The sequence below is a fragment of the Microcoleus sp. A2-C3 genome (genome assembly GCF_036706065.1).
Lineage (GTDB): Bacteria > Cyanobacteriota > Cyanobacteriia > Cyanobacteriales > Microcoleaceae > Microcoleus.
Map to the genome: position 1 here is coordinate 103938 of NZ_JAUBVX010000001.1, position 24257 is coordinate 128194.

General features: G+C 46.7%; 13 protein-coding genes. 7 read left to right on the forward strand and 6 right to left on the reverse strand.

Annotated features, from left to right (window positions below; genetic code table 11):
* Positions 1-75 precede the first annotated feature (75 nt).
* Entirely contained in the window at positions 76-4017 is a 3942-nt protein-coding gene (locus QUB66_RS00380) for a PAS domain S-box protein (RefSeq protein WP_332965747.1), read from the reverse strand.
* A gap of 295 nt (positions 4018-4312) precedes the next feature.
* Between QUB66_RS00380 and QUB66_RS00385 the strand changes: the two genes are divergently transcribed.
* Positions 4313-4717 (forward strand): SLC13 family permease, encoded by a 405-nt coding sequence (locus tag QUB66_RS00385; RefSeq protein WP_332965749.1) that lies wholly within the window; start codon positions 4313-4315, stop codon positions 4715-4717.
* On the opposite strand, the gene QUB66_RS00390 is transcribed toward QUB66_RS00385, so the two are convergent.
* Positions 4697-8416 (reverse strand): alpha-mannosidase, encoded by a 3720-nt coding sequence (locus tag QUB66_RS00390; RefSeq protein ID WP_332965751.1) that lies wholly within the window; start codon positions 8414-8416, stop codon positions 4697-4699. The two genes, QUB66_RS00385 and QUB66_RS00390, sit on opposite strands and share 21 nt — an antisense overlap.
* Before the next feature lie 183 nt (positions 8417-8599).
* On the opposite strand from QUB66_RS00390, the gene QUB66_RS00395 reads away from it, so the two are divergent.
* The 4 genes from QUB66_RS00395 (at position 8600) to QUB66_RS00410 (ending at position 14701) form a co-directional block, all read left to right on the forward strand.
* Positions 8600-10576, forward strand: a complete 1977-nt coding sequence (locus QUB66_RS00395; protein ID WP_332965754.1) for a hypothetical protein — start codon at positions 8600-8602, stop codon at positions 10574-10576.
* 75 nt (positions 10577-10651) lie between these two features.
* The gene (locus tag QUB66_RS00400; RefSeq protein WP_039887172.1) at positions 10652-10768 is read left to right on the forward strand and encodes a photosystem II reaction center protein I; all 117 of its coding nucleotides are present in this window, start codon (positions 10652-10654) and stop codon (positions 10766-10768) included.
* A 488-nt stretch (positions 10769-11256) separates the two neighbouring features.
* Positions 11257-13806, forward strand: coding sequence for a DUF3769 domain-containing protein (locus QUB66_RS00405; RefSeq protein WP_332965755.1), 2550 nt, complete (start codon positions 11257-11259; stop codon positions 13804-13806).
* Positions 13807-14029: 223 nt separating this feature from the next.
* Positions 14030-14701, forward strand: a complete 672-nt coding sequence (locus QUB66_RS00410; RefSeq protein ID WP_265235285.1) for a hypothetical protein — start codon at positions 14030-14032, stop codon at positions 14699-14701.
* Positions 14702-14739: 38 nt separating this feature from the next.
* On the opposite strand, the gene QUB66_RS00415 is transcribed toward QUB66_RS00410, so the two are convergent.
* Entirely contained in the window at positions 14740-15252 is a 513-nt protein-coding gene (locus tag QUB66_RS00415; protein ID WP_265235286.1) for a phycobiliprotein lyase, read from the reverse strand.
* Positions 15253-15959: 707 nt separating this feature from the next.
* On the opposite strand from QUB66_RS00415, the gene QUB66_RS00420 reads away from it, so the two are divergent.
* Positions 15960-18194: a hypothetical protein gene (locus QUB66_RS00420; RefSeq protein ID WP_265235288.1), complete on the forward strand. Its 2235-nt coding sequence runs from the start codon at positions 15960-15962 to the stop codon at positions 18192-18194.
* A 147-nt stretch (positions 18195-18341) separates the two neighbouring features.
* Here QUB66_RS00420 and QUB66_RS00425 read toward each other — a convergent pair whose 3' ends face one another.
* The 3 genes from QUB66_RS00425 to QUB66_RS00435 form a co-directional block, all read right to left on the reverse strand.
* Positions 18342-19061 carry a Uma2 family endonuclease gene (locus QUB66_RS00425; protein WP_332965758.1) on the reverse strand — a complete coding sequence of 240 codons (720 nt, stop codon included), beginning with the start codon at positions 19059-19061 and terminating at the stop codon, positions 18342-18344.
* Positions 19062-19243: 182 nt separating this feature from the next.
* Positions 19244-20653 (reverse strand): (Fe-S)-binding protein, encoded by a 1410-nt coding sequence (locus tag QUB66_RS00430; protein WP_332965759.1) that lies wholly within the window; start codon positions 20651-20653, stop codon positions 19244-19246.
* A gap of 298 nt (positions 20654-20951) precedes the next feature.
* Positions 20952-22271 (reverse strand): FAD-binding oxidoreductase, encoded by a 1320-nt coding sequence (locus QUB66_RS00435; protein ID WP_332965761.1) that lies wholly within the window; start codon positions 22269-22271, stop codon positions 20952-20954.
* Positions 22272-22367: 96 nt separating this feature from the next.
* On the opposite strand from QUB66_RS00435, the gene QUB66_RS00440 reads away from it, so the two are divergent.
* On the forward strand, positions 22368-23831 hold the full coding sequence (locus QUB66_RS00440; protein WP_265235292.1) for an ATPase domain-containing protein: 1464 nt from the start codon (positions 22368-22370) through the stop codon (positions 23829-23831).
* Positions 23832-24257: the final 426 nt, after the last annotated feature.

The window sequence follows — 24257 nt, forward strand, 5'->3', positions numbered from 1 at the left end:
GGGCGATCGCTTTTTTTACTAAGCCGTCAACAGTCAACAGTCAACAGTCAACAGTCAACCGTCAACCGTCAACCGTCAACTGACAACTCGATCGCGCCCGCCAGACTTAGCCCGATACAGCGCCTTATCAGCAGCTTCAATCAGCATCTTCGGCGAATTTTGACCTTCAGAAATCGTCGCCACCCCCATGCTGAGAGTCACACAATCGGTGACAACGGACTTGAGGTGGGGAATTGCTAAAGCTTTGACGCGCTGGCGGATTCCCTCAGCAAAAGCCTGTGCAGCCGCGATATCCGTATTTGGCAAAATTACCCCAAATTCCTCGCCACCGTACCTAGCAGCCAAATAAAGGCGTTCTGCGGGTGCGTTCGTGCAACAATCCCCGATCGCCCTCGCCACTTGTTGCAAACAAGCATCCCCAGCCTGGTGGCCGTAGTTGTCGTTATAAAGTTTAAAACAGTCAATATCGCACATGATCAAAGATAGCGGTTCCGAACTGCTCGATAGTTCCCATTCGCGGTTAATCACCTCGTCAAACCGGCGGCGGTTAGCTAGCTGAGTCAGACTGTCCAAATTCGCCAACCCGTCCAACCGCTGGTTAGCAACAGCTAACTGCTGGTAAAGTAAAGATTGTTCGATCGCGATCGCCACTTGAGTAGCCAACTGACTCAGCAAATCCATGTCAAACTGCTGCCACTCGCGGGGTCCCGAACAGTGGTGGGCAATCATTAAACCCCACAGTTTCGGCACTTGACAAGAAGGATTACCGTCACGGTGTTCCATTCCCTGCTGCACAATAGGCACCACCAAATTCGCCTTCACCTGACACTGGGCCAAAAAATTGACGTGACACTTGGTCAAATTAGAACCCTGAATATCCTCTATGGCGCGAATGCGGCCGTTTAAATACTGTCCGATGTAAGTATTAGCAAAACAGCAATCGTCAATTCCCATCCCCTTCAGTGGCATCCATCCTTCTCCAACCGACTCCACCACCACATCTCCGTTCCAATCTGGGCGGAACCGGAAAAGAATCACCCGATCCGTTGCCAAAAACTCCCGCACTTCCGCTACTGTAGTGTTGAGAATCTCTTGGAGATCGAGAGAAGAACGGATGCGTGATTGAATCTGCGCGATCAAGCGTTCCCGTTCTATTTGTTGCCGCAGCGCGACTTGGGCTTGCTTACTGTGAGTAATGTCCCGACCTTCCGGCAGCAACAATACTATTTTGCCAGTTTCGTCCGCCACCGGTTTGAGAGAAAAATCGATAGTTGCCGTGCGGTTTGCACCTTGAACTTCCACTTCATAGCGGACAAATTCACCTTTTGCCGATCGAGAAATCGCCTCTTGCAACTGTTCCCGAACTTCCTGAGAAACTCCCCACCAAGGCCCCTGCCAAAACGGACGATTTGCCACATCTCGCAGCTTAATTCCAGCAAAATCCAGAGAAGTTTGGTTAGCTTCCAGTAAAGTGCCGTCTGGTTTCAACAAGCTGACAAATTGAAACGAAGAATCAAAAATTGCCCGAAAGCGCCGTTGAGAATCTCCCAACATTGCCGTCACCTTTTCACGAGAAGTAATATCGCGGAAGCGCCACACCCTGCCAATAATATTTTGTCCGACTCGAATCGGCTGCGTGTAGCGCTCAAAAGTCCGTCCGTCTTTAAAATCGAGAATATCGCAGCCATTAGACTCCGCATCGCTATAAATTTCTTTAACTCTCTGCAAAAAATCCCTCGGATCTTTAACTTGCTTACTCAGAAATGTCAGCCGCACCGTTCTATCCAGCGAGTTTCTAACTTCTTCATGAATCCCCCACATTTGAACTAATTTTTCGTTAAAACTAATTAATTCTCCGCTGGTAGTAACGGCAAGAATGCCGTCTGCTGTTGCTTCCATAGTAGCGTGCAACAAAGAGCGCGAACGCTCTAATTCTGCTGCGATTAATTTGCGTTCCGTGAGGTTTCGCACTGCTTTAACCTGCACCAAACGACCTTCATAAACTACGAATTTGCTGCGCACGTCAGCAGGAAAAGCAGTTCCGTCCCGCCTGAGAAAAATCGCTTCACAGACGGTATTGCTGGCTGCGGAAATCATTTGCGGTGCCACTTTGTAAGATTTCGGCGATAGCAGTTCCAGCAAGCTCATTCCCACCATTTCCGCAGGTTCGTAAGCGAACAGCTTAGCAAAATTGCTGCTGACGCTCAAAATTGTGTCGCGGTCAGCGACGGCAACTGCTTCAAAATAAGCTTCACATTCGAGCAATTGTGCTGCTGTGTTGCCGCCACTCCCCCCGGCATAGCTGTTGTTAATTAGCTGTTGCATTTGCATATTTGCCGAGTACAGAGCGGCCATTGCCTGCCGATACATAGCAGTGCGTTTTTCGACTTTTTCAGTGAGGCGAGCGCGATTTTCTCGCAGTTCTCTTTCGACTGTAATTAAATCCGTAATATCTACTGCAAATACGATCACGCCAGCCACTTGCCCTGAGTCGTCACGGTAAGGTATTGTATCTGTCCGCACCCAGCATTTTTGACCGGAGGAAGTTGGCAGCAGTTCGACTTTTCCCAGTTTAGGAACGCCGGAATTGATTACTTCCAAATCTTCTAAATAATATTGCTCTGCTTCGTCTGGATAGATTTCATAAAAAGATTTTCCTTCTAGTTGATTTGCTGGAAAACCTCTCGATGCAGCGGCGGCTTTGTTAATTCGCAGCAGGCGGCTTTCCGTATCTTTGTACCAAATCATCGCCGGCACGGAATCAAAAATAATTTGCTGTTCTTGCTGCTGCTGACGCATTTCTGCTTCTGCTTGTTTTCTTTTAATTATTTCTTTTTGCAGTTTTTCGTTAGCTTTTTTGAGTTCGGAAGTGCCTGTTTCTACTGTTTTTTCTAATTGATCGTAGTATTTTTTCAGCAAGTTTTGATGCTGTTCGCGTCGGATTTCTTCTAGTTTCAATCTTTCGCTAGCCTCCCAACTTTCCGATACAAAGTCTGCTAAAATTTGGCTGAATTCCTGTTCTTCTTCCGTCCACTCGCTGCCAGAATTTTCCCGTTCTACTCTGACAATTCCCGCCATTTTGCCTGCTAGCATAATAGGTAAGTGCAACAGGGAAGGAGAGCCTTGATCGGCAAAATAAAGACTGGCAAATTCTCGCGTTATCGGGTCATTTTCTGCTGCCACGGTTGCGATCGCACTTGCGGATTTTAAAGCTTCAAAATATGCCTGACAGTCGGCTGCTGTGACGATTATTTGTACGGAATGGAGTTGAGTATTTTGTTCGTAAAGGTCGATGCAGTGAAGCTGCGTTTTGTCTTCGCCGTACAGCCAAATGCTGGCTCGATCGCAGTTTAAAATATTGACAGCCGTTTCTGTGACTTCGCGGATAAATTCTTCTAGATTGTTGCGTTCTTTAAGTTGACTTTTGGCTAATTTTGCGATCGCCAAAGCTGAACGGTGCCAATTGTCCTGAGAGTTTGGTGGCGCTGCGGAGGGCGAAGTGGCTTTAATTTCTTCGCAAACTAACAGTACAACCGGCTGTTGGAAATTGGCAACTGAGCGACCATCGGTATTTTCCTCTATTTTCCATTCTACCCCAGGCATGGCGCGCGCGGTTGTTTTTACCCAGATAATCCTGCCGTCTTTGCAAGTCAAGCCGCCTTCCCAACAGGCCACTTTTGGAGTTGACGTGCCGTTTTTCGGGTGAACCAATCTCGCAAATTCTGACTGCATCTTCTCTTGATCTTGGCAGTAAAAGATGTTAAAAATTGAATGACAAATTAATTCCTGCGACCTGTAGGCGAGGCGATACTGGCCGAATTGATTGAGCGAAAAAACTCTTCCCAAAGCATCTAGAACGAAATAAATGCCCGGAAAATTGTCGTAGAGAGTTTGATACCAATCCTGTTCGACTTGTTTGTTGGACAAAACTTTCGTGACTGCGAGAGCGTCGCCCGTGCCTGTCAAGTGAGAATTGTTGGTTTCTGGGTTGCTTGAATTACTTTTTTTAGCAAACACTTTTAGGTTAACTCGACTGTAATTAATTTTACTTTCTGGAATTTAACTTTCTTTTGAAACTAAATTCAACTTTTTATTTCAAAAAATTACAACTTGTAACAAAATTACAACTTGTCCAGCGCGTTGGTTTTCGCTTCCCAATGCAACCCCCGTATTTGTTTGTAATTGGTAAATTGTCTGTCGGCGATATTTGCGCCTAGTTGTAGTACCAGCAAGTTTAACTGCAATTACCCCCTGTGTAGCTGTAGTATCCTCGACAATGGAAAAAATCGGCAATTAATGGTTTTAAGTATCTATGATAACACTCAAATATCTCGTGTTGGGATTGACTTACTTGGGTTTCGGTTTGGGATATTTGCCCGGACTGCGGATGAACCGGGCAGCGATCGCAATTGTCGGGTCAGCTTTTGCCGTAGCTTTGGGGATACTCGACCTGAAAACTGCTTGGCAGGCGATCGACCCCAGTACGATCGTTTTTTTGCTAGGAATGATGGTCGTCAATTCGGCTTTGGGAGCATCCGGTTCTTTTCAACCAGCTTTAGAGTCTTCAATTCGCTTTACTCATTCTCCTTTGGGCATTTTAGCAGCCGTTACTTTTGGCAAAAAGGCGATAGACATTACCCGATACTTCGAGATAATTCCTTCTTCCCTTCCCCCTCTTCCTTCGCGACAAGAGCGGTTACGCGCGGGCTTCACCTAAAGCGCCTTCGCGGTTGATTAAAACAGCAAAACTCGCTATTTTCCAAGGCTCTATCTTAAAACCTCGCCCTTGAGGCAACTTTTCAGACAAATGTGCAGGTCGTTCTAACAAATCGACTGGCTCTACAATCTCCAACTCCAAATCGCTATCCAATTCTAACACAGCCTGTTTACCCTCGGATTCGCAGCACCGCAAAATCCACAGATTCGCATCATCTTCCGACTGTTTAAACGCCATCAACACTAAATTTTCGGCGGACAAATCCAAAAACTTGCCAACTGTCGGCAGAGTCTTATTTCTGGTTTTCTGTAACTGCGGCAACACCTTTACCAGCAGTGGCAAATTAAACTCGTAGCCCTGTCGAACAGTGCCGGCATCTTGCCAATTTCCAGCGTGGGGATAGACGGCACAAGTAAATTCCGAAACTCCAACATCTGCTTGTTCATCCGGCCAAGTCGAGCCCCGGAGTAAAGTCAGCCGGATTTGATTTGGTTGAATATCGCAACCGTATTTACAATCGTTAAGTAAACTCACTCCAAAACCATCGTTGCTGATATCTACCCAGCGCAAAATTGGTACTTCCCATTTAGCTTTTTCGGCGGCTGTTTGCGGTTTTGTGGTGCGTGCGATCGCCCCGCCGGGAATTTCGCAAGTTGCAAAATCTGCTTCTACATTTAACCCGAAGGCTGCTTTGACTAAAACGTGAGTTTCTTGCCAATCTACAACTGTCTTAATTTTCAGAAGTGACGAACCTACTTCTACTATATAATCTTGGCGAAACTCGGATTTGCCAATTTGCATAACTACGCGCAAACTCTGCCGCAATTCTCCGCGTTCTACCCAATAAATCTCTTTGAGTGTCGGCGCGGGTAAAGGATGTTTTTGATAATTCGGATCGATGTTCCAAGCATCCCAATATTGACCGCTATCTTGAAAGGCTTGCAGTTGATTGCCTCCGGCTGCATTCAACACTTCTCTATGATTTATTTTATCCCAAATACTGGATAAATTGCCAGTTTGTTGGTCTATTTTTGCCAGAATAAGTTCATTTTCTAAGATGATTTGTGGGGCGGGAAAATGCGTTTCTTGACAAAGTGCGTTTTTTTGTGTTATACCGTATGTAAGTTTTGATAAATCTGTCTTTTTTTCGGTTCCTGGGCTTGTGGAGAGATGATGAACGGTTTGAGTGTGTTCGCGACAGAGCCAAAACACGCGGTAGCCGATCGCCGGAACATCCTCTGCACAAAATAACATGGTAAATTGCGGTGGGAGTCGATCGCCCTTAACAATCTGCGAAATCAGCCGTTGTCCCGACAAATCGTAAATTTGCCAAGCTGTATCGGAGGAATCGGGAAGAGTTAAAGCGACAACCTCAGAGCGCGACCAATTGAGAGTATTAAAAATCAGAATCGGTTGAGCGTCCGACTGCGGCGGAGAAGGCAGAGAAATTTGAGCAGCGATCGCATCTAAAGATTGTAACAGGATTTGGCGACAAGCGCGATCGACCTCAGCAAAAGCTAGATTAGCATCCGTGTAGACTTGGGCGATCGCCGAACCGGGCAAAATATCGTGAAACTGGTTAAACAACACTTGTTTCCAAGCCGATTCTAACTCAGATTTCGGATAAACCGCACCAGTGCAGATTGTTGCGATCGAAGACAACAACTCCGCTTGATAGAGCAAATCTTCACAGCGGCGGTTTTGGCGTTTTTGGTCAGCGCGAGTCGTGTAACAACCCCGGTGAAACTCTAAATAAAGTTCGTCCTTCCAAATCGGGAGAGTGGGGAGATTTTTGAGTTGTGAGATAGAAGGATTTGCATCCGAAATTCTCGACAAATTAGAAAATTCTAGCGCCTGCAAATTCCCGACAGTTTCGCCAACTTGCAGACTCTCCCGATTGTCCGATTCTGGAAGATCATTTTCGGGGAAAATTGCCGCAACTTCCGGCAAAAACTGACTCTCAATCAAAGCCAAATAATCAACCGCCTTCGCAAACTCCATCCTGGGGAAAAAAGGCGACAATTTCCAGCGCTTAGCAACTTCAAGCATATCACGAGTCGGGCCGCCGCCGTGGTCGCCAACTCCCGGCAACCAAAGAGCATCTGGCAAATTAGTTTTAACTTCCCAGTCAAAAGCATGACTTGCCATTTTTACAGATTCTATACTTTCGCCGATCGCCCCCGACATCATGCTAAATATTTTAGTACCATCCAACCCTTCCCACCAAAACGCACCATAGGGAAATTCCGTCGAATCATTCCAGCGCAACTTCTGAGTCACAAAATAATCAACTCCACCGTCGCGCAAAATCTGAGGTAATTGCCATCCAAAACCAAAAGTATCCGGTAGCCAAGCCACCCGCATCAATTCCCCAAACTTCTCCCTTGCATAACGCTGTCCGTAAACAACTTGTCGCACCATTGATTCAGCCGAAATCAAGTTTAAATCCGGTTCAACCCACATCCCGCCGACAACTTCCCAACAACCCGTAGCCACCTGTTTTTGAATCGCTGCAAACAAGTCCGGGCGGTGCTCTTCCATCCAAGCATAAAGCGCCGGAGTTGAATGACAGAAAATCAAATCGGGAAACTCCGATTGTAATTTCAACACCGACTCAAAAGTTCGTTCAGCAGCTTCCCAAGTTTCCGGGACAGGCCACAGCCAAGCTAAGTCTAAATGAGCGTGACCGACCAAATAAATTTTACTTTTATATATAGATTGATCTCCGCCATTTTCACCTATATATATAGATGTACTGTACTGATTTTCTCCAACCTCAAAAACTCGATCTATTCTTCCCTCTGTGCTCTCTGCGGCCTCTGCGGTTAAATCATCCAACTCCCCAGAAAAAGATATCCTCTCGCCATTTTCTCCAGCCTCAAAAACTCGATCTATTCTTCCCTCTGTGTCCTCTGTGGCCTCTGTGGTTAAATCATCCAACTCCCCAGAAAAAGCTCGGAGATATCCCAGTAAATTGTGCCGCAAAACAGACAGAGAGCGATCGAACTTAGCGCGATTTGGCAAAGCCGACCAATCAATCAAATTAACCGCCAAATTAATCTCAGATTTTGGCAAATTCCCCTTGACAAACCAGGGAAGATTTGCTATTATTTTGGTGGGGAGGTATTGGGAATTTTTATTTTCTGAATTACCAGCTAGGGATTTTTGCAAAATCTCTAATTCATCCGCCACAAAACCCGGATCGAAACAAGCAGAATCTGCCGCTTCGTACAAGCAAATCGATCGCACTAAAGCACCATTATCGTGCCCCGGACTTACCAAGCGCAAAATAACTAAAAATTCATCTCCGGGATTGACTGACGCACTCAACAAAACTCGATCGGCACAATCGAATAAATCACCTTGTCCGACTAACTCACCGCCCACAAAAATTTGAGCATCTTCCGCCCACCAAGTCAAGCCCAGCAGCAATCGCAAACCCACCACAGGATAGCCGTGCAAATTGTTAGGAATGACAAATTTCTGCCCTAAATAAATAACTTGCTTCCCAGAGGGCCAAGCAATATGTCCTTTCCCGTTCAGTTCGGCAACTGGCCCGTTACAAATACCTACCGAACCCGTCGCCCCGTCACAATCGCAGTACCTCCAGCCAGACTGAACCTCCACTTGACTGAGGCGGCGCAACTTCTCTACTACTTCAGAAATATTATTGCTAGCGGGTGGCACGGAAGTGTTCATTTTTAGCTAAAATAGGAATTGCGTAGGAATCAGGGCTCAGCATCGAACCGCATTGGCGCAAAGGACGCGAAGAAATAAGGGTTTCAGAGGTTTTGAAACTGCGATTAATATCTCGGTTTGATTTTACAGCAAAGTTTAGCAATTCCGGCGCGAATCTAAAACCTGAATTCAATAATTAAACTTATGTCTAACGGTTACTACGGCCCATACCAAAGCCGAATATTAAATTTTATATCGAAACAGTCCCGCCAAGTCGCCGATAATTGCGATCGCACTTGGCGACAAATTAAACAAACAACGCTCAACGGCACCCAAATTCTACTTTATCCAGCTTACTTGCTGGTGCAAAGTTCCCGAATGTTGACCAGACAGTTGCGGGAATCAAGTCCCAAAGTAGATTTACCCGAATTGCAAAAAGATGTCGGGGACGAAAATCCCGATTTGCTACAAAATTGGGATGAGGGGGAAATGTCGGAAGGTGCGATCGGCAAAATCCTGCACTTAGCCGAAAATCTGCTAAACTCGTCGCAAACTGCCAAAACTTTAGCCAGCGTCCCGCTGTTAATAAATCAGACAAATCCAGCAACGGAGAAACCCGCTAGGGGTTTGCTTCCAACTATCAATTTTTTCAGTGGAAAAACCACCAAGCATCAAACAACTTCCGCCTTAGAACATCCGCTAACCAAAACTCAATTAGACAGCAAACCACAAGTTAGCGCCATCGCGACTTTCATTCCGGCGCGCACTTTAGTTTTGGTGGGAAAAGAAAATCAGGTATTAGATATTTTGACACCCCAACAGCAGGAACTGCTGGAAAATCGGATAACTTGGGAAGTCGCCAACAACGGGCCGGAACGGCGGGAAGTTGCCCAAAAAGAATTAAAATTTAATCTCGGTTTGGAGTCGGCTGCTAAAAAATCTCAGTTAGCGCCGGTGCGTCGTTTTTGGGAATTGATGGCCTGGCTCCAGTCGAGTCCGGTTGCCGTGAAAAGAAATCAGTTTGGAGAATCAATTTTCGCAGTCAAAAAATCGATCGACCGCAACGCAATCTTACTCCAAAAAGCCGCAGCGCAGATGGCTGCTGCGACAACCGCACCGCAGTGGATTGCTCAATCACATTCCACCGATGACAATACCCCAAAATTAGAAACTAATTTTAACAGCAAGTTCGATCGCACCAGCAATCAGCTCTCCTTTGTCACATTACTCGATCGCGCCGCCGTCAACCTCGAAGAATTTACCGTCCCCCCAGCAGCCAAAACCACCGCCGCCAATCCAGAAGTCAAAATTGATACATCACCCACGCAAACCAATTTAGGTCTTACCGGTCGCGAAATCCTGGAAAAATACGCTCAAAACATCGAAAAAATTATTTGGTCGTCCGTAGATCACCTGCTGGGCAAAGAAACAGCAGCCAGTGATAATACCGAGAAAGCCGTTGCAATTCAGTATTATTTGAAACAGCGACAAGAGCAAGAAAAAACGGAAAATAGCCAGGAGGTCGATCGACCTTGGTTGAATTGGCAAGACTTATTCGGGGAAATGGCGCCGCAGCAGTCGATCGAGGGAAGTTCCGAACCAGACGGCGCAACAGATGAAATCTCCATATCACAAAATAGCTCAAAAGTCAAGCAAGAAATTGCAGGAATGGCAGAAGGTCGATCGACCGCAGTTTCAATGTCGCCCTACCCCAAATCAATTCACCGCCTGCTAGCCGGACTCAAGCAGAGCTTGCTCGCACCAGAGTCAAAAAGTCAACCCCAAGAAGCCTCAAATTTAGCAGTAACTCAAAAAAATAGCCCTGCACCCGCAGCAGCATCAACCCCAGGGGGGGTACAGGAAACCCAAGTGCTAAAAGACACAAACCCCAACACCGCACAAAACAGCCAATCCCCAGCAGCAATCACCCAGCAAACCAGCAAATATACCCCAACAGCGACAGCCTCCCAACCACAAAATCGCAGCGCCAGCGTCCCGCCCGCAGACGAATACTTAGAAACAAAATCCGAATCAATGGGTTACATTAAACACCCGCTAGAACAAGTGCTCGAATGGCTCGACCTACTCATGGTGCGACTAGAAAACATTTTAGAGCAACTCTGGAACTGGGCAAAAACTAATTGGCCAACAATCCCCCAAACCAAAGATAAAATTGAGTAATCTTTAGCCTATGATAAAAAAAGTTGCACTCGCAGCAATCAGCTCAGTATTAAACCATCTTTGGAGGCTCCCATAGTGCTAACCCTCAAAATCGTAGTTAATGTAGTTGTCCTATTTTTTGTTTCCCTGTTCATATTTGGATTTTTGTCCAATGACCCAGCCCGGAACCCCAACCGCAGAGACATGGAATAAGCCAGTTATCTGGGCCGCTAGTTCGGGGGGCCGACACCGCAGCCCCCGAACCAGGGCGCGAAGCCACAAAAGTGACTCAATCAAAACTTGACCTCGCACCACCAGCGAGGTTATGTTGTGGCAACAGAAACCCGTTTGCTAGGAAATATTCGCTGATTGCCGCGAAACATCTGTTTATTCAGTTGACAGTTGACAGTTGACAGTTGACAGATGAGAGCGACCTCTACAATGTAGAAGGAAGAGGATTGGAGCAATGAATAATCTTCTTTTAATTTCTTCCTACAAGGGTTCCGGCTTTAAACCAATTCTTTCTGGTAAGCAACCAAGTTTCTGAGGATGAGTCGGTTAGCTGCGAGGCATACCTGAAGATTTCCGGTTAACCTGGAAACGCTGCCTGTTAAATGCAAAAATTTTGATGATAAATTGTCCGCTATAAAAAACCCTCTAAAATCTAAAATCTAAAATCGGATGACTCACCTGTTGTAACTATGCCATATCCGGTCCCGCCGCCCGAACCATCTGCCATCATCTACATCGCGAAACCAAAGAAAGCAGCCCTAACTGTCGCAGCCAGTGATGGAGACACCCCCAGCAACTCCGCAGAAACACCGGAACCAAGCCCAGAAATCGTTCAGCCACCCCAGCAACCGGCCCAAGTAGAAGAAGCAGCAGCACTCCTCGATACCGCCCCAGCCACCAACCAACAGCCTCCAGAAATCGCACACCCCGCAGCCACAGTCGAAAGCGACGAAGCAGTAGAAGGATTTCAGCGCCCGGTTGCTGCGGAAAAACCCGAAACTGTAGAAGCCAAGCAAGATTCCTCATTTACTGCTTACCAGTTAGGTTCAGTAGAAAATGCTGTGGCAGCTCGGAATCGCCAAAAAATAGCAGGGGAGCAGAGAAAAGACGACAAGAATGCGCTAAAACCGCAAGAAAGTTGGTATCAGGCCCAAGGCCGACAGTTAGAAGAGAACGCTCCCGTACCAGCAGAGATTCCCGTTCCAGAACCCGCACCAGAACAGCCTCCCACCGAGCAGCAACAGTTCGAGATTCCCACACCAGGAACCGCCCCCGCACCAAGAACTGCCCCCGCACCCACAACGCCAAGAGCGCCCAAACCAAAGCCCAAACCTGCCGCGCCGGGAGTCCGCACTGCGCCTTCTCAGCGGACGGTGCCATTTCCGGTGAGTCCGGCTGATACGATCGAAATTAAGGCCGATAGTCAAGAGTTTGACGACAAGCAGCAAATTGTCACGGCGGTTGGTAATGTTGTGGTGCGGTTCCGGCAAACTGTGATTGATGCCGATCGCGCGATCGTCAACCTAGTCACCCGCCAAGTGATAGCATCCGGTAACGTCGCCTATACCCGCGGGCAACAAGTAGTCCGTGGCCGGCAGATGGAATTCAATCTCGGCCTCAACTCCGGCGCAGTCGAACAAGCCAGCGGCGAAATATTCCTCCCCGCAGCAGGTAGCGAATTAACGCCCACACTACCCACAGATATTAGTGCTGGAACCATTCTAGAACAGCCCCTGAGCGATCGAATTACCAGCCAGCAGCCCCTGCGCGGAGTCAAATCCCCCGGCGCGGCCAGCATTACCGTCGGCGGCGGCGGACAGCTAGCAGCCCCCCAAGTTGTCGGCGCAGTCAACCGCATCCGCTTTGAAGCAGAACGCCTCGAACTTCTGCCAAACGGCGCCAGAGTAGCAACCAACATTCGGATTACTAACGACCCATTTTCCCCGCCAGAATTTGAATACAGGGCGCGGAGGGCGACGATTACCAGGATTTCGCCCACGGCTGAAGAATTAGTCACAAATTCGCCCCGCTTAGTATTCGACAACCGTATCAAAATACCCGTGTATCCCCGCAGACAAGTGTTTGACAGCCGACAGCAGAACGGCCCTTGTTTGACCTTTGGCTACGACGCCCGGGACAGGGGCGGTTTGTATGCCGAGTGCGGTTTTCAGGTGTTGCAAAACGGGCCGGTGCGGCTCACCCTGACACCCCAAGTTTACCTTCAGCGGGTCGTGGCAGATCACGGCGGCAATCCGTTTTTTCCCGACAGCTACGGACTCAAAGCGAAGTTGACCTCTAGGCTCGGCCCCCGTACCAATATCGAAGCCTCGGCGATATTTCTCAGTTTCGAGAATTTCCCGAATTTGCCAGAAGACAGCTTTCGGGGCAATTTGCGCCTGCGGCAGGCGATCGGCACTCACTCTCTAGCGGCAGAATACAGTTATCGCGATCGACTGTTTAACGGCTCTCTGGGCTATCAAACCGTTCAGAGCAGCCTCGGAGCAGTGCTCACTTCCCCTGTCATCCCGCTAGGCAGAACAGGCATCAATCTCAGCTACCAAGCCGGGTATCAATTTATCAATGCTGACACCGATCGAGCAGATTTGCTCGAACCAGTGCGCGAAAACAACCGCATCGATTTAGGCCGCGCCCAAGCCAGCTTCGCCTTGAGCCGCGGCTTCAACCTGTGGGAGGGTAAACCGCTACCCCGCACTCCCACCCAGGGTTTGAAGTACACGCGCAACCCAGTGGTTCCTTTCTTGCAACTAGCCTTGGGAGTCCGGGGAGTTGGCACTTATTACAGCAGCGGCGACACACAAAACTCGATCGCCACCAGCGTCGGCATTCAAGGGCAGTTCGGTCATTTCTCCCGCCCTTTCCTCGACTACACTGGATTTAACGTCACTTACACTCAGGTGGGGCGGGACGGCATATCGCCTTATTTGTTCGATCGGCTAGTAGATTTGAAAGTCCTATCTTTTGGACTTGTCCAGCAAGTTTATGGAGGATTTCGAGTCGGCTTTCAAACAGCTATTAATACAGAGAGCAAGGAAGTAATCAGTACGAATTACACTTTAGAATACAGCCGTCGCAGCTACGCAATTATTTTGCGTTTTAATCCTGAGCGTCAAGTCGGCAGCCTGACTTTTAGAATTAGTGACTTCAACTGGAACGGCACACCCCAACCTTTTTACGGGGACGTGCGAACTGTAGAAGGAGGCGTGCGTTTATCCGATTAATTCAATTGGGGGTAATGGGTAATCAGTAATTGGTAATCGGTAATTGGTAATAACCAAGCAAAAAAAATCACCAATTCCCAATTCTTCAATTCCAAATGCTCCAAATGCTCCAATTCCCAATTTCCAATTCCCAATTCCTAAGGACAACTGACTACTGACTACTGACTACTGACTACTGACTACTGACTACTGACTACTGACTAATGACTAATTACCAATTCCCATGACAGATGGACGTACAATATCTGCACAAGCAGCAGCTCTGCTGGTTCACTACGGTTTTGATCTAGGTGGCAAAAAAGCAGAGAAATTGGCTGGTGAATGGCTGACCAAGTATCCCGGCTATTGGCTGCGTTTAGCAGTAGTTGAAGCGCTTTATCAAGGGCGCTACAAAGCTATTTCTGTCGGACAGCTATTGAGTATGTGGCACCGGATAGGCCAACCACTTTATCATTTTAATCGCGAGTTTGAACGCTTAGTCTGCAACAACTTTCCTCAAGATTTAACCTTTGAAAGTTATGCTCAACCGCCGCAGGAAGAGATACTTTTATCGAACCCGGAATCGGAAGTAGGTGTCGCAGAATTAGATCCGATTGAGCACTCAGAAGCAGAACTCGATCGCACTCCAGATGCAGAAGTCCCGAATACAGAGGTTCTGGAAGCAGAACAACTGCGCGTCGCGGACGATCGCACAAAAGAAAATACAGAAGTTGTAGTATATGAAGATGTGGATGTTACCGCCCTGGCCGATCGAGCCGAACCAGAGCGCCAATTAATAGACCAAGCTGTAACAAAATCATTCCCAGTTGCCAAACACACTGATTTTCACACCAAACTAAAAGCCGTTGCCCGAGAAGGCCGTAGAAAGAAAGGAGAAAGCATCAACAAGAAATAAGCTGTGAACTTTGGGAATGAGATAGTTGTTTGTCACTATTAACTTTTTGGACTTGCACCCATCCGAATTTCCGAACAAAAAGATGCTTGTTCCGTACCGTTAGCTTGCTTAACAACGCTAGTCCGCAGCCGCAGATTGGGGATGAGATACCACAGCCTTTCTTCAGCATGGACGGTATCTGATTCTGTAATCAATGTCAGCACATCGTCGCCACCCATCACGTAGCGGGTGTTTCCCTTTGCTTGCAAAACTTTGCCTTCGCTGGGATTGTCGGGATTCGGGACGATCGCTAATATTGTAGAACCAACTTGTTTAGCTTGGTTGCGATCGGGAACACCATCCCAAGAAATCCGAACGCCCTTTAGCCCAGTTGAGTCCGGGTTAATCGAGTGCTGTTGGCAAAGTTTGACGACTGCTGCATCGCTAGCTGTCAGCATTTCTATTTTGAGGTCAGATTTACCTGCTTGCAATTCCCCAGAATTGAGATTGTGTACGGTGCGCTGAGAAAACCATTTGCCTGCACTTAACTCAAAAAACTCGATAACATCCATGAAATTTGTCTCTAAACTTAAATACTTCTTTATTTTCGATCGCCACGGGCGTACTATAAACTCAGAAACCCGGTTTTTGCCTGCGTACCTAGCGGTTAAACCAATGATTTTAGCCGATCGACCAGGTTTAAGAGTGCAAGTGCCACTCTATATTTTAAAGGAATAGGGCGCGCCTGCAAAACTTTCCGGGATTTGGGCCAAGCAGATTGCAGGTTTGGTTGAGGTAGGAAACCCCACCGGGCGACAGCAGGCTGATGCAGCCGAGTTGACAGAAAACTAGATTCGGCATCGTATTTCGCTAAAAAAGTCTTGTTCGCACATCAAATAGGATTGCGATAGCTCAAAAAATTGAGCTTTGAGAGTGTTAGCCGATCGACAATCATCGTTCCCCGACCAGCTATATTAAGAAAAACAACGATATATGTCAGGTTTTGTCGATCGGCAGATTTGGGGCTGTTGAGTTGAATTATCTTGGTGACGGTTGATGGTAATCGCAGGCCTTGAAAATTCTCAAACCAGACTCAGACTAAAAAACCAGCGATTCATCGAAGCATCACCAAACCGATGGCAGCAGCCCCGTAGCAAATAGCCTTCAAATATGCCATGCTAAGTAAACGAGCAAAGTAAGCAATAAAACTTTCTCGATCGGGTTTTGGACAAGGTGCAGCTAGCGATCGCATACATTAAAAAAAGACATCCACAAATTTATGAGCGAGTTTACACAAGGGCTAGATAAAATGCAGCCCGCAGAACAGACGCACTGTTTGGGAATCCTACCAAGTCAGCTAGCAGCGACTTCAGACTCAGAGAAATTATACAGCTTACTAACAGATTACAATTTTATTCAAGCCAAGCTGTCAGCATCGGGAGTACAAGCGCTAATAGAAGACTACGATTTAGCAACAAGTCCCGATATTATCACCGACAAAAAAGCCGACAAACTCAAATTAATCCAAGAAGCAATCCGGCTTTCTGCCCACATTTTAGCCAAAGATAAAACCCAACTAGCGACCCAACTAATTGCCCGCTTAATGCGCTTTGAAATTCCCGAAATTCAAGCACTACTAGCCCAAGCAAAACAGCAGAAAAACCCCTGGTTGCGGCCACTAACGCCCAGCTTTACCCCTCCAGGTGGCAGATTGCTACGCACCCTCACCGGACATACAGACTGGGTACAAGCTGTAGCAATCACCCCCGACGGCAAGCAGGCAATTTCTGCATCCTCCGACCACACTCTCAAAGTTTGGCACTTAGAAACAGGAGAAGAACTTTTCACCCTCAAAGGTCATCTTACCTACGTCAATGCTGTAGCTGTCACCCCAGACGGCACTAAAATAATTTCCGGTTCTTGGGACAACACGATTAAAATTTGGAATTTAGCAACTGGAACAGAAATATTAACATTAGCAGGTGATACTTTTGCAGTAGAAGCAGTAGCAGTAACTCCCGACGGCAAGCGAATAATTTCTGGTTCCTGGGACGGCAGCATAAAAGTTTGGGACTTGTCAACAGGGGCTGTGATTTTTAACCTGAAAAGTCACAGCAGTTTTGTGCAGTCCGTAGCAGCAACTCCCGATAGCAAACAGTTAATTTCCGGTTCGGGAGACAACAGCATAAAAGTCTGGAATCTAGAAACAGGACAAGAACTTTTTACCCTCACCGGACATACAGATTGGGTAAAAGTAGTAGCAGTAACTCCCGACGGTAAACAAATAATTTCCGGCAGTTATGACAGCACAATCAAAGTGTGGAGTTTGTCAGAAAAAAAGCAACTTTTTACTTTAGGAGAACATAGCAGTTTTGTCCAAGATATAGCAGTAACTCCAGATGGAAAACAAGTAATTTCAGCAGCCGGCGACAAAACGCTGAAAGTTTGGAATCTAGAAACAAAAGCAGAACTTTTTACTTTTACTAATCACATCGCGCCCGTGAATGCTGTCGCTGTTACCCCCGACGGGAAGCGGATAGTTTCTGGTTCATCTGACAAAACTCTCAAAGTTTGGCGCTTAGAAACAGGCAAAGAAAATTTATCACCTGCCAGTCACGATGACTGGGTAAATGCTGTAGCACTGACGGCGGACGGTACTAAAGCAATTTCCGGTTCAGGAGACAACAGGATTAAAGTCTGGAATCTCAAAAACGGGCAAGAAATTTTTACTATTGGGGGACATCAAGACTGGGTAAAAGCGATCGCAATAACAGCAGATAGCCAGCGAATAATTTCGGGTTCCGGCGACAAAACCGTGAAACTTTGGGATCTAGAAACCGGAACCGAAATCTTGACTTTCACGGGTCATACAGACTGGGTAAATTCTGTAGCTGTTACCCCTGACGGAACGATGGCAATTTCTGGTTCTGGAGACAAAACTATTAAAGTTTGGAGTTTAGAAACAGGAGACGAACTTTTTACATTTTCAGGTCATACTGACGGGATAAAAGCTGTGGCAGTTACTCCAGACGGAAAATGGGTAATTTCGGCGGCCGGCGACAAAACTTTGAAAGTTTGGAGTTTGGGGAAAGAAAAGAATATTTTGAAAAATATGTGGAATTTAGTCGTAAAAAATCAACTTTTTACTCTCAAAGGTCATGAGAGTTTTGTGAATGCTGTGGCAGTTACAACGGATGGCAAATGGGTGATTTCTGGCGGGCGGGAACACGATCTGAAAGTTTGGAATTTGTCAAGTAAAAAAGAAGCTTTTACTTTGGTAGGTCATGCTGATGCAATCACAGCTTTGGCGACTGTGGGAAATAAGGTGATTTCGGTTTCGGATGACAATACTCTGAAAGTTTGGGATTTGTTGAGTCGCAAAGTAGTTGCTAGTTTCAGGGGAGATAGTGCTTTGAAAGCTTGCGCTATTGCACCGGATGGGGTGACAATTGTGGCGGCGGAAGCTTCGGGACAAGTTCATTTTTTGAAGTTGGAATTAGTCAGTCGTCAGTAGTCAGTCGTCAGTCGTCAGTCGTCAGTCGTTAGTCGTCATTAGTCATTGTGACGATCGCATTTTTGCTAAACTTGAAAAGTGCGATCGACCTTTTCCCCAATCTAGTTTACAATTATTCCGGGTCAATGCCCATCGATCGCAGTCTGTCTAACTTAATTCATCTGGGTTAATTCCCATTTCTCGCAGCCGTTCCGCCAAAAGTTGCGATCGCCGCCGTTCCTCTTCTAAAGCTGTTTCTGCAAGTTCTGCCCGCTGACGTTCTTGTTCTGTCCGCTGTTCGGCTTGTTCTAGCAGTTGACAAATCTCAACGTAGGAGAAAAATCTAGTGCCATCAGGTCGATAAATTTGCAATTCATCGCCTGATAAATCGAACCGGATGGCTAACCTTGGACTCGCGTAGTTGTCCATAGATGCGATCGCATCCAAGCCGTCTTCTCCGCGCAACCAACCTCTGAGTTGATTGTTAGTAGGATTGTAAATATAATATTCTTCAACTTGGTGGCGATCGTAAAAAAGTAATTTCGTCTCCATTTCATCCTGGCTATTGCTAGGAGAGAGAATCTCAAACACAACTTGCGGTGCAATTCCTGACTCGTTCCACTGCTGATAAGAACTCCGTCTCCTTTTCGGTGTGCCGAAGACAACCATCACATCCGGGGCATTAACAATATTCGGTCTTCCCTGAACCGGATACCAAAACAAATCGCCCGCTACAAATACATTCTCCTCATTAGCATACATCCATTCTAGATTTTGCTCAATGACTAGAATCCAGCGAAACTGGTCGGTATTGTTTGCCATTGGTTTACCGTCGGTGTCGGGGTAAATAACTGCTTGCTGAGTTGGGGATGGGATTTGAGTTACCATAACTTTTGTCCGGGGTTGGGGACTGTTTGATTTAATTTAATTTTAGCTATTTGGGAGGGTGAGAAGTGCGATTCACGATCGGGATAGCTACGCTTCACGACTTTTTAACGAATTTCTGCGGTTCATTAAAAAAAATCTCATTCAGCAGCGAAAATAGGGCAGACACCGCCTGCCCTACCAAACTAATGCCTCTGCAATTTTACCCCACGAATAGAATAATCCAAAAGCTCGATCGGGTGCATCAAAGTAACAGATTTCCCTTGCAACTCCAAATGCTTCTTAATTTGCAAAGAACAACCCGGATTAGAAGAAGCAATCAACTCCGCCCCAGTATTCAGCAAATTCTCCACCTTCTGCACTCCCAATTCATCAGCAATCTCCGGCTGCAACATATTGTAAACCCCCGCACTCCCGCAACACAAAGCAGCATCCACAGGTTCTTTTAACTTCACCCCCGGAATTTGTTGCAGTAATTGACGCGGCTGCAAACTAATCTTTTGCCCGTGCAACAAATGACAAGCATCCTGATAAACAATTGTCAAATCTCCATCAATCAAAGGATTGAGTTTCGCCGTAATTCCCGCACTTGCCAAAAACTCCTGCACATCCTTCACATTCGCAGCAAAATTCTCAGCTTTCTCCCGATATTCCGGGTCATCAGCTAAAATGTGACCGTATTCTTTCAAAGTGTGGCCGCAGCCAGCAGCGTTGATAATTACAAAATCAACATTAGTATTTTCAAAGCTGTCAATCATTTGTCTCGCCAAAGATTGCGCCTGCTGGGCTTGTCCTTGATGTTCCGGTAAAGCAGCGCAGCATCCTTGACTTTTGGGAATCACAACCTCGCAGCCGTTAGCCGTCAAAACACGTACCGTAGCCTCATTAACCGGCGAGAACAACAACCTCTGCACGCAACCTAAAATCACGCCGACTCGATAGCGTTTCTCCCCTTGTGCGGGAATTACTTCCGGCAAATTATCCCGAAAAGAATCAACTGTTACCTTCGGCAAAATTGATTCCATCGCCGCCAAGCGGGGAAATACCTTTTTCAACAAACCTGTTTTACGAATGAGTTTTGGCAGTCCTAATTTTTGATAAACAAACAGCGGTACAAGCAAAGGCCGCAATCTGTGAGGATAGGGAAAGAGATTAAAAATCAGAGTACGAATTACATTGTCAGAAAAAGTGCGTTTTTGATTCCTAGTAACTTGGTGGCGAGTTGCAGAAATCAGCTTATCGTATTGAACTCCAGAAGGGCAAGTTGTCACGCAGGCCAAACAGCCCAAACAAGTATCAAAATGCTGCGAAGTTGCTTCATTTAAAGGTGCGTCGCCTTCGTTGATTGCATCCATTAAATAAATGCGGCCTCTGGGCGAATCCATTTCTTTGCCAAGTACGCGATAACTCGGACAAGTTGATAAGCAAAAGCCGCAGTGCACGCAAGTATCAATTAATTTGGGATCAGGCGGGTTGATGGCGTCGAAACCGGGAATTTCGAGGGTTTGCAAGTGAGGATTTTGCGCTAAAAAATTGCTTTCTTTAGCTGGCTTTAAATCTTTGCTGGGAATTTGTGATTTTTCTGATGTTTGCATATATGGCAGTTGACAGTTGACAGTTGACAGTTGACAGTTGACAATTGCTTAGTACGGGAATCAAATCATTTATGCTTGACGGATATCGGATATATTCATGAGGTTATTTATGTTATTTATGTCCGCGCCCGATGTGGCGGTTGCTATATTACTTAATTCTTTTGGTTTGCATTCAGGATTTTAGTTCTTTTCCTGGGATTTAAGAAGGACTGAATTCCTCACTACAAACCTTAAATTCCTGGTTCGTAGTGAGGATTTTAGTCCTCTTCCTGGGATTTAAGAAGGACTGAATTCCTCACTACGAACCTTTCAAGATAAAACGATCGCAATTCAAGATATTTTCCGGGTCAAACTCTTGTTTAATCCGGCGCATTAAATCGATCGCACTTCCAGTATAGCCCCAAACATCTAACCCTTGCTTAATGTCGGTCGGCGCTGCCAAAACAGTCAGAAAACCGCCTTTAGCTTCACAGGCCCTGCGTACCTGCAACAGTGTATCCGCAGTCGCAGTCTCAAACCGCAAAACCCCCAAACCGCTGCCCGCGTGAATCAAAGCGTCCTGTACCGGCAATTCGTTAATTGCCGTTACAGCTTCCGAGGGTCTGATTCCTATTTTGCAAATAATTGCTGACTTTGTGCCAGAATTCCACATTGTTTCTGGTAATCTTTGCCATAACTGAAGCTCATCATTCTCCCCGCAGTTAGTGCCTTGCAAACCCAACTTTTCGGCAACTTCCAGCAAGCGGGCTGATTGTTGTTTAACGCTTTCGGCGATACTTTGAAACCTCACTACCAATCCAGAACCTTTACCCAAACTAAGTTTTTCTACTAACTGCGGTGATAGCAAATCAACAGCAGTCGGTGTCAGAGCAGAAGATAATAAAATTTGAGTGGCTTCAGCTAAAGCATTAGTTTCTCCTGTTAGTATGACAGTTCCCGATGATTCCGGCAGCGGATAAACTCGGAAAGTTACTTGAGAAATGATGCCTAATGTGCCGTAAGCACCGGTAAACAGTTTCATCAAGTCGTAACCGGCGACATTTTTAACAACTCGACCTCCGGCTACAGCAATTTTACCGTCCGATCGCACAAACGTAATTCCCAACAACAAATCGCGCACGCCCCGATAGCGATGCCGCAAGGAACCCGTGTCAGCAGTAGCAATAATCCCTCCCAATGTTGCCTGTTGCGGATATGCTGGATCGATCGGCAAAAATTGACCTGCTTTACCTAAAATTTCCTGCAAATCCGCAAACTTCATGCCCGCTTCCGCAGTCACCGTCAAATCGCCCACAGCGTGTTCTACCAGCCTGTTCAGACGCCCCGTACTGACGGCAATTTTGACTCCCTTGACTAAACCGCCCCAATCGAGTTTGCTGCCACTACCACAAGGCAAGACTGCACAGCGATTTGGCTCAGCCCAAGCAATCACCGCCGCGAGTTCTTCCTGAGTATTGGGGTAAACGGTGCAGTCTATTTTCGTGCCCGGGGCAACAGCTTTTTCTACCCGTTCTTGCCAAAATGGCTCTGTATCTTGCCAGCGACAGATGCCAGCAGTCCCGACAATACTTTCTAATTCTTGTGTGCTTACGTAATTTTCGGTAGAAAAAGATTTCATGAAGGTTATCAGACGCCCGGTAAAAAAAATATCAAAACACTGCCTAAAACCATTAAATATTAATACGGGCCCGATATTCAAAACATGAACAAACAAATGTCTCAAAACCGAATTTCTCTGGGAATTACCGGTCTCAACGAAGTGATTGGCGGCGGCCTAATTTCTCAACGCTCTTATCTGGTGCGCGGCGGCCCGGGTACTGGCAAGACTACACTGGGCTTTCACTTTTTGGCAGCAGGTTTGGCTGTGGGAGAAACGCCCCTGTTTATTACTTTAGGAGAACCCGAAGCGCAATTGCGGGCCAATGCCCAAAGTCTCGGTTTTGATATTGAAGCGATGGCGTTCCTGGATTTGAGCCCATCCTCAGAATTTTTTACAGAAGTTCAGACTTATGACATTTTCTCCCCCTCGGAGGTGGAGCGAGAACCGACTACACAAAAGATTATCGATCGAGTCAAAGCTGTCAAGCCACAACGGGTGTTTTTGGATGCAATCACCCAATTTCGCTACTTAGCTGCGGATGAGTTTCAGTTTCGCAAGCAGGTTTTGTCTTTTCTGCGGTTTTTGGTGGAAGGGGGGGCGACGGTGGTGTTCACCTCAGAAGGCACTTCAAGTGCTCCCGACGACGATTTGCAATTCATCAGCGACGGAGTAATTTACTTGGAACTGCGCCCTGAAGGACGCGCCCTGTCTGTCACCAAGCTGCGAGGCTCCAACTTTCGCAGCGGCCGCCATTCGCTGCGCCTGACTCAGGCTGGTATGGAGGTGTTTCCGCGACTGCTTCCTGGCAACTATCAACAGGATTTTGTTGCTGAAGCAATTTCTTCTGGGGTTCCAGAAATGGACGAGCTGCTGCACGGGGGACTGGAACGGGGGACTGTGACGGTGATTACTGGGCCTAGCGGCGTGGGTAAAACGACGGTGGGGATGCAGTTTATGAAGGAGGCGGCGGGAAGGGGGGAGCGATCGGTAGTTTACATTTTTGAGGAGTCAATTTCTACTCTGCTGGGCCGCTGCGAATCAGTTAACATCCCGGTTGGGGCGATGATTGGGCAAGGAAGTCTTTCCGTGATACCCGTAGAACCTTTGCTGTACTCGCCGGATCAGTTTGCCTGTATGGTACGCCAGGAGGTGGAGCAGCAAAAGACGCAAATTGTGATGATTGACAGCATTTCTGGCTATCAGCTTTCGATGCAGGGGCAAGATTTGGTGAACAATTTGCACGCTTTGTGCAAATATCTGAAGAATATGGGAGTCACCGTTATCTTGATTAATGAGGTAGAAGCCATTAGCGGAGATTTTCGCCTGACTGAGATCGGGATTAGCTATTTGGCGGATAATCTGATGTTTATACGCTATCTGGAACGCCAACTGCATAATAGGACAGAAATCCGCAAGGCGATCGGCGTAATTAAAAAACGAGTCAGCAATTTCGAGAGAACTCTGCGAGAACTTGAGATTACTCGCTACGGCATCAAAGTCAGCAAACCGATACGGGGGCTGCGCGGCATTTTGAGCTCGGCGCCGACGTGGATTGAGGGGGAAGCGGAGGAAGATTGAATCGGGGTTCTCCGTGCTGTTTTTGGCCATTTGCTGCTAATTTTGCAGTTGTGAATCTACTAATCAGTAGGGTGCGCACCCCGCACCTCACCACTAACAGTAGTGCGCGCACCCCGCACCTCACCACTAGCCTAAGTTCTGGAAAACTTAAATATATTGGTAAAATTGTATATTTTCCGACTTTTATAGCAGTTTTCAATTCTATAAAATACAGTAAGGACTTAGCAACGGGGCCGTGTCCTGCGATCGAGCATCTGTACTTCACTCAACTGAAAACCGCTGTAAGAGCTCGCCGAAAAGTAAGCTAATACCAGATCAAAAAAATAATCCAACTTTAGGTAAGCTCCAAACCCATATATAATCAGTCATTCCCAATTCTTCACTTCTTTAATCTAAAACCTCAAATTGTATAATCCGTATTCAGAG

Excerpts from the sequence above, each read along its gene's own strand:
- QUB66_RS00385 (WP_332965749.1), top strand. The coding sequence starts at position 4,313 with ATGATAACACTCAAATATCTCGTGTTGGGATTGACTTACTTGGGTTTC.
- QUB66_RS00390 (WP_332965751.1), bottom strand. The coding sequence starts at position 8,416 with ATGAACACTTCCGTGCCACCCGCTAGCAATAATATTTCTGAAGTAGTA.
- QUB66_RS00395 (WP_332965754.1), top strand. The coding sequence starts at position 8,600 with ATGTCTAACGGTTACTACGGCCCATACCAAAGCCGAATATTAAATTTT.
- QUB66_RS00405 (WP_332965755.1), top strand. The coding sequence starts at position 11,257 with ATGCCATATCCGGTCCCGCCGCCCGAACCATCTGCCATCATCTACATC.
- QUB66_RS00410 (WP_265235285.1), top strand. The coding sequence starts at position 14,030 with ATGACAGATGGACGTACAATATCTGCACAAGCAGCAGCTCTGCTGGTT.
- QUB66_RS00415 (WP_265235286.1), bottom strand. The coding sequence starts at position 15,252 with ATGGATGTTATCGAGTTTTTTGAGTTAAGTGCAGGCAAATGGTTTTCT.
- QUB66_RS00420 (WP_265235288.1), top strand. The coding sequence starts at position 15,960 with ATGAGCGAGTTTACACAAGGGCTAGATAAAATGCAGCCCGCAGAACAG.
- QUB66_RS00425 (WP_332965758.1), bottom strand. The coding sequence starts at position 19,061 with ATGGTAACTCAAATCCCATCCCCAACTCAGCAAGCAGTTATTTACCCC.
- QUB66_RS00430 (WP_332965759.1), bottom strand. The coding sequence starts at position 20,653 with ATGCAAACATCAGAAAAATCACAAATTCCCAGCAAAGATTTAAAGCCA.
- QUB66_RS00435 (WP_332965761.1), bottom strand. The coding sequence starts at position 22,271 with ATGAAATCTTTTTCTACCGAAAATTACGTAAGCACACAAGAATTAGAA.
- QUB66_RS00440 (WP_265235292.1), top strand. The coding sequence starts at position 22,368 with ATGTCTCAAAACCGAATTTCTCTGGGAATTACCGGTCTCAACGAAGTG.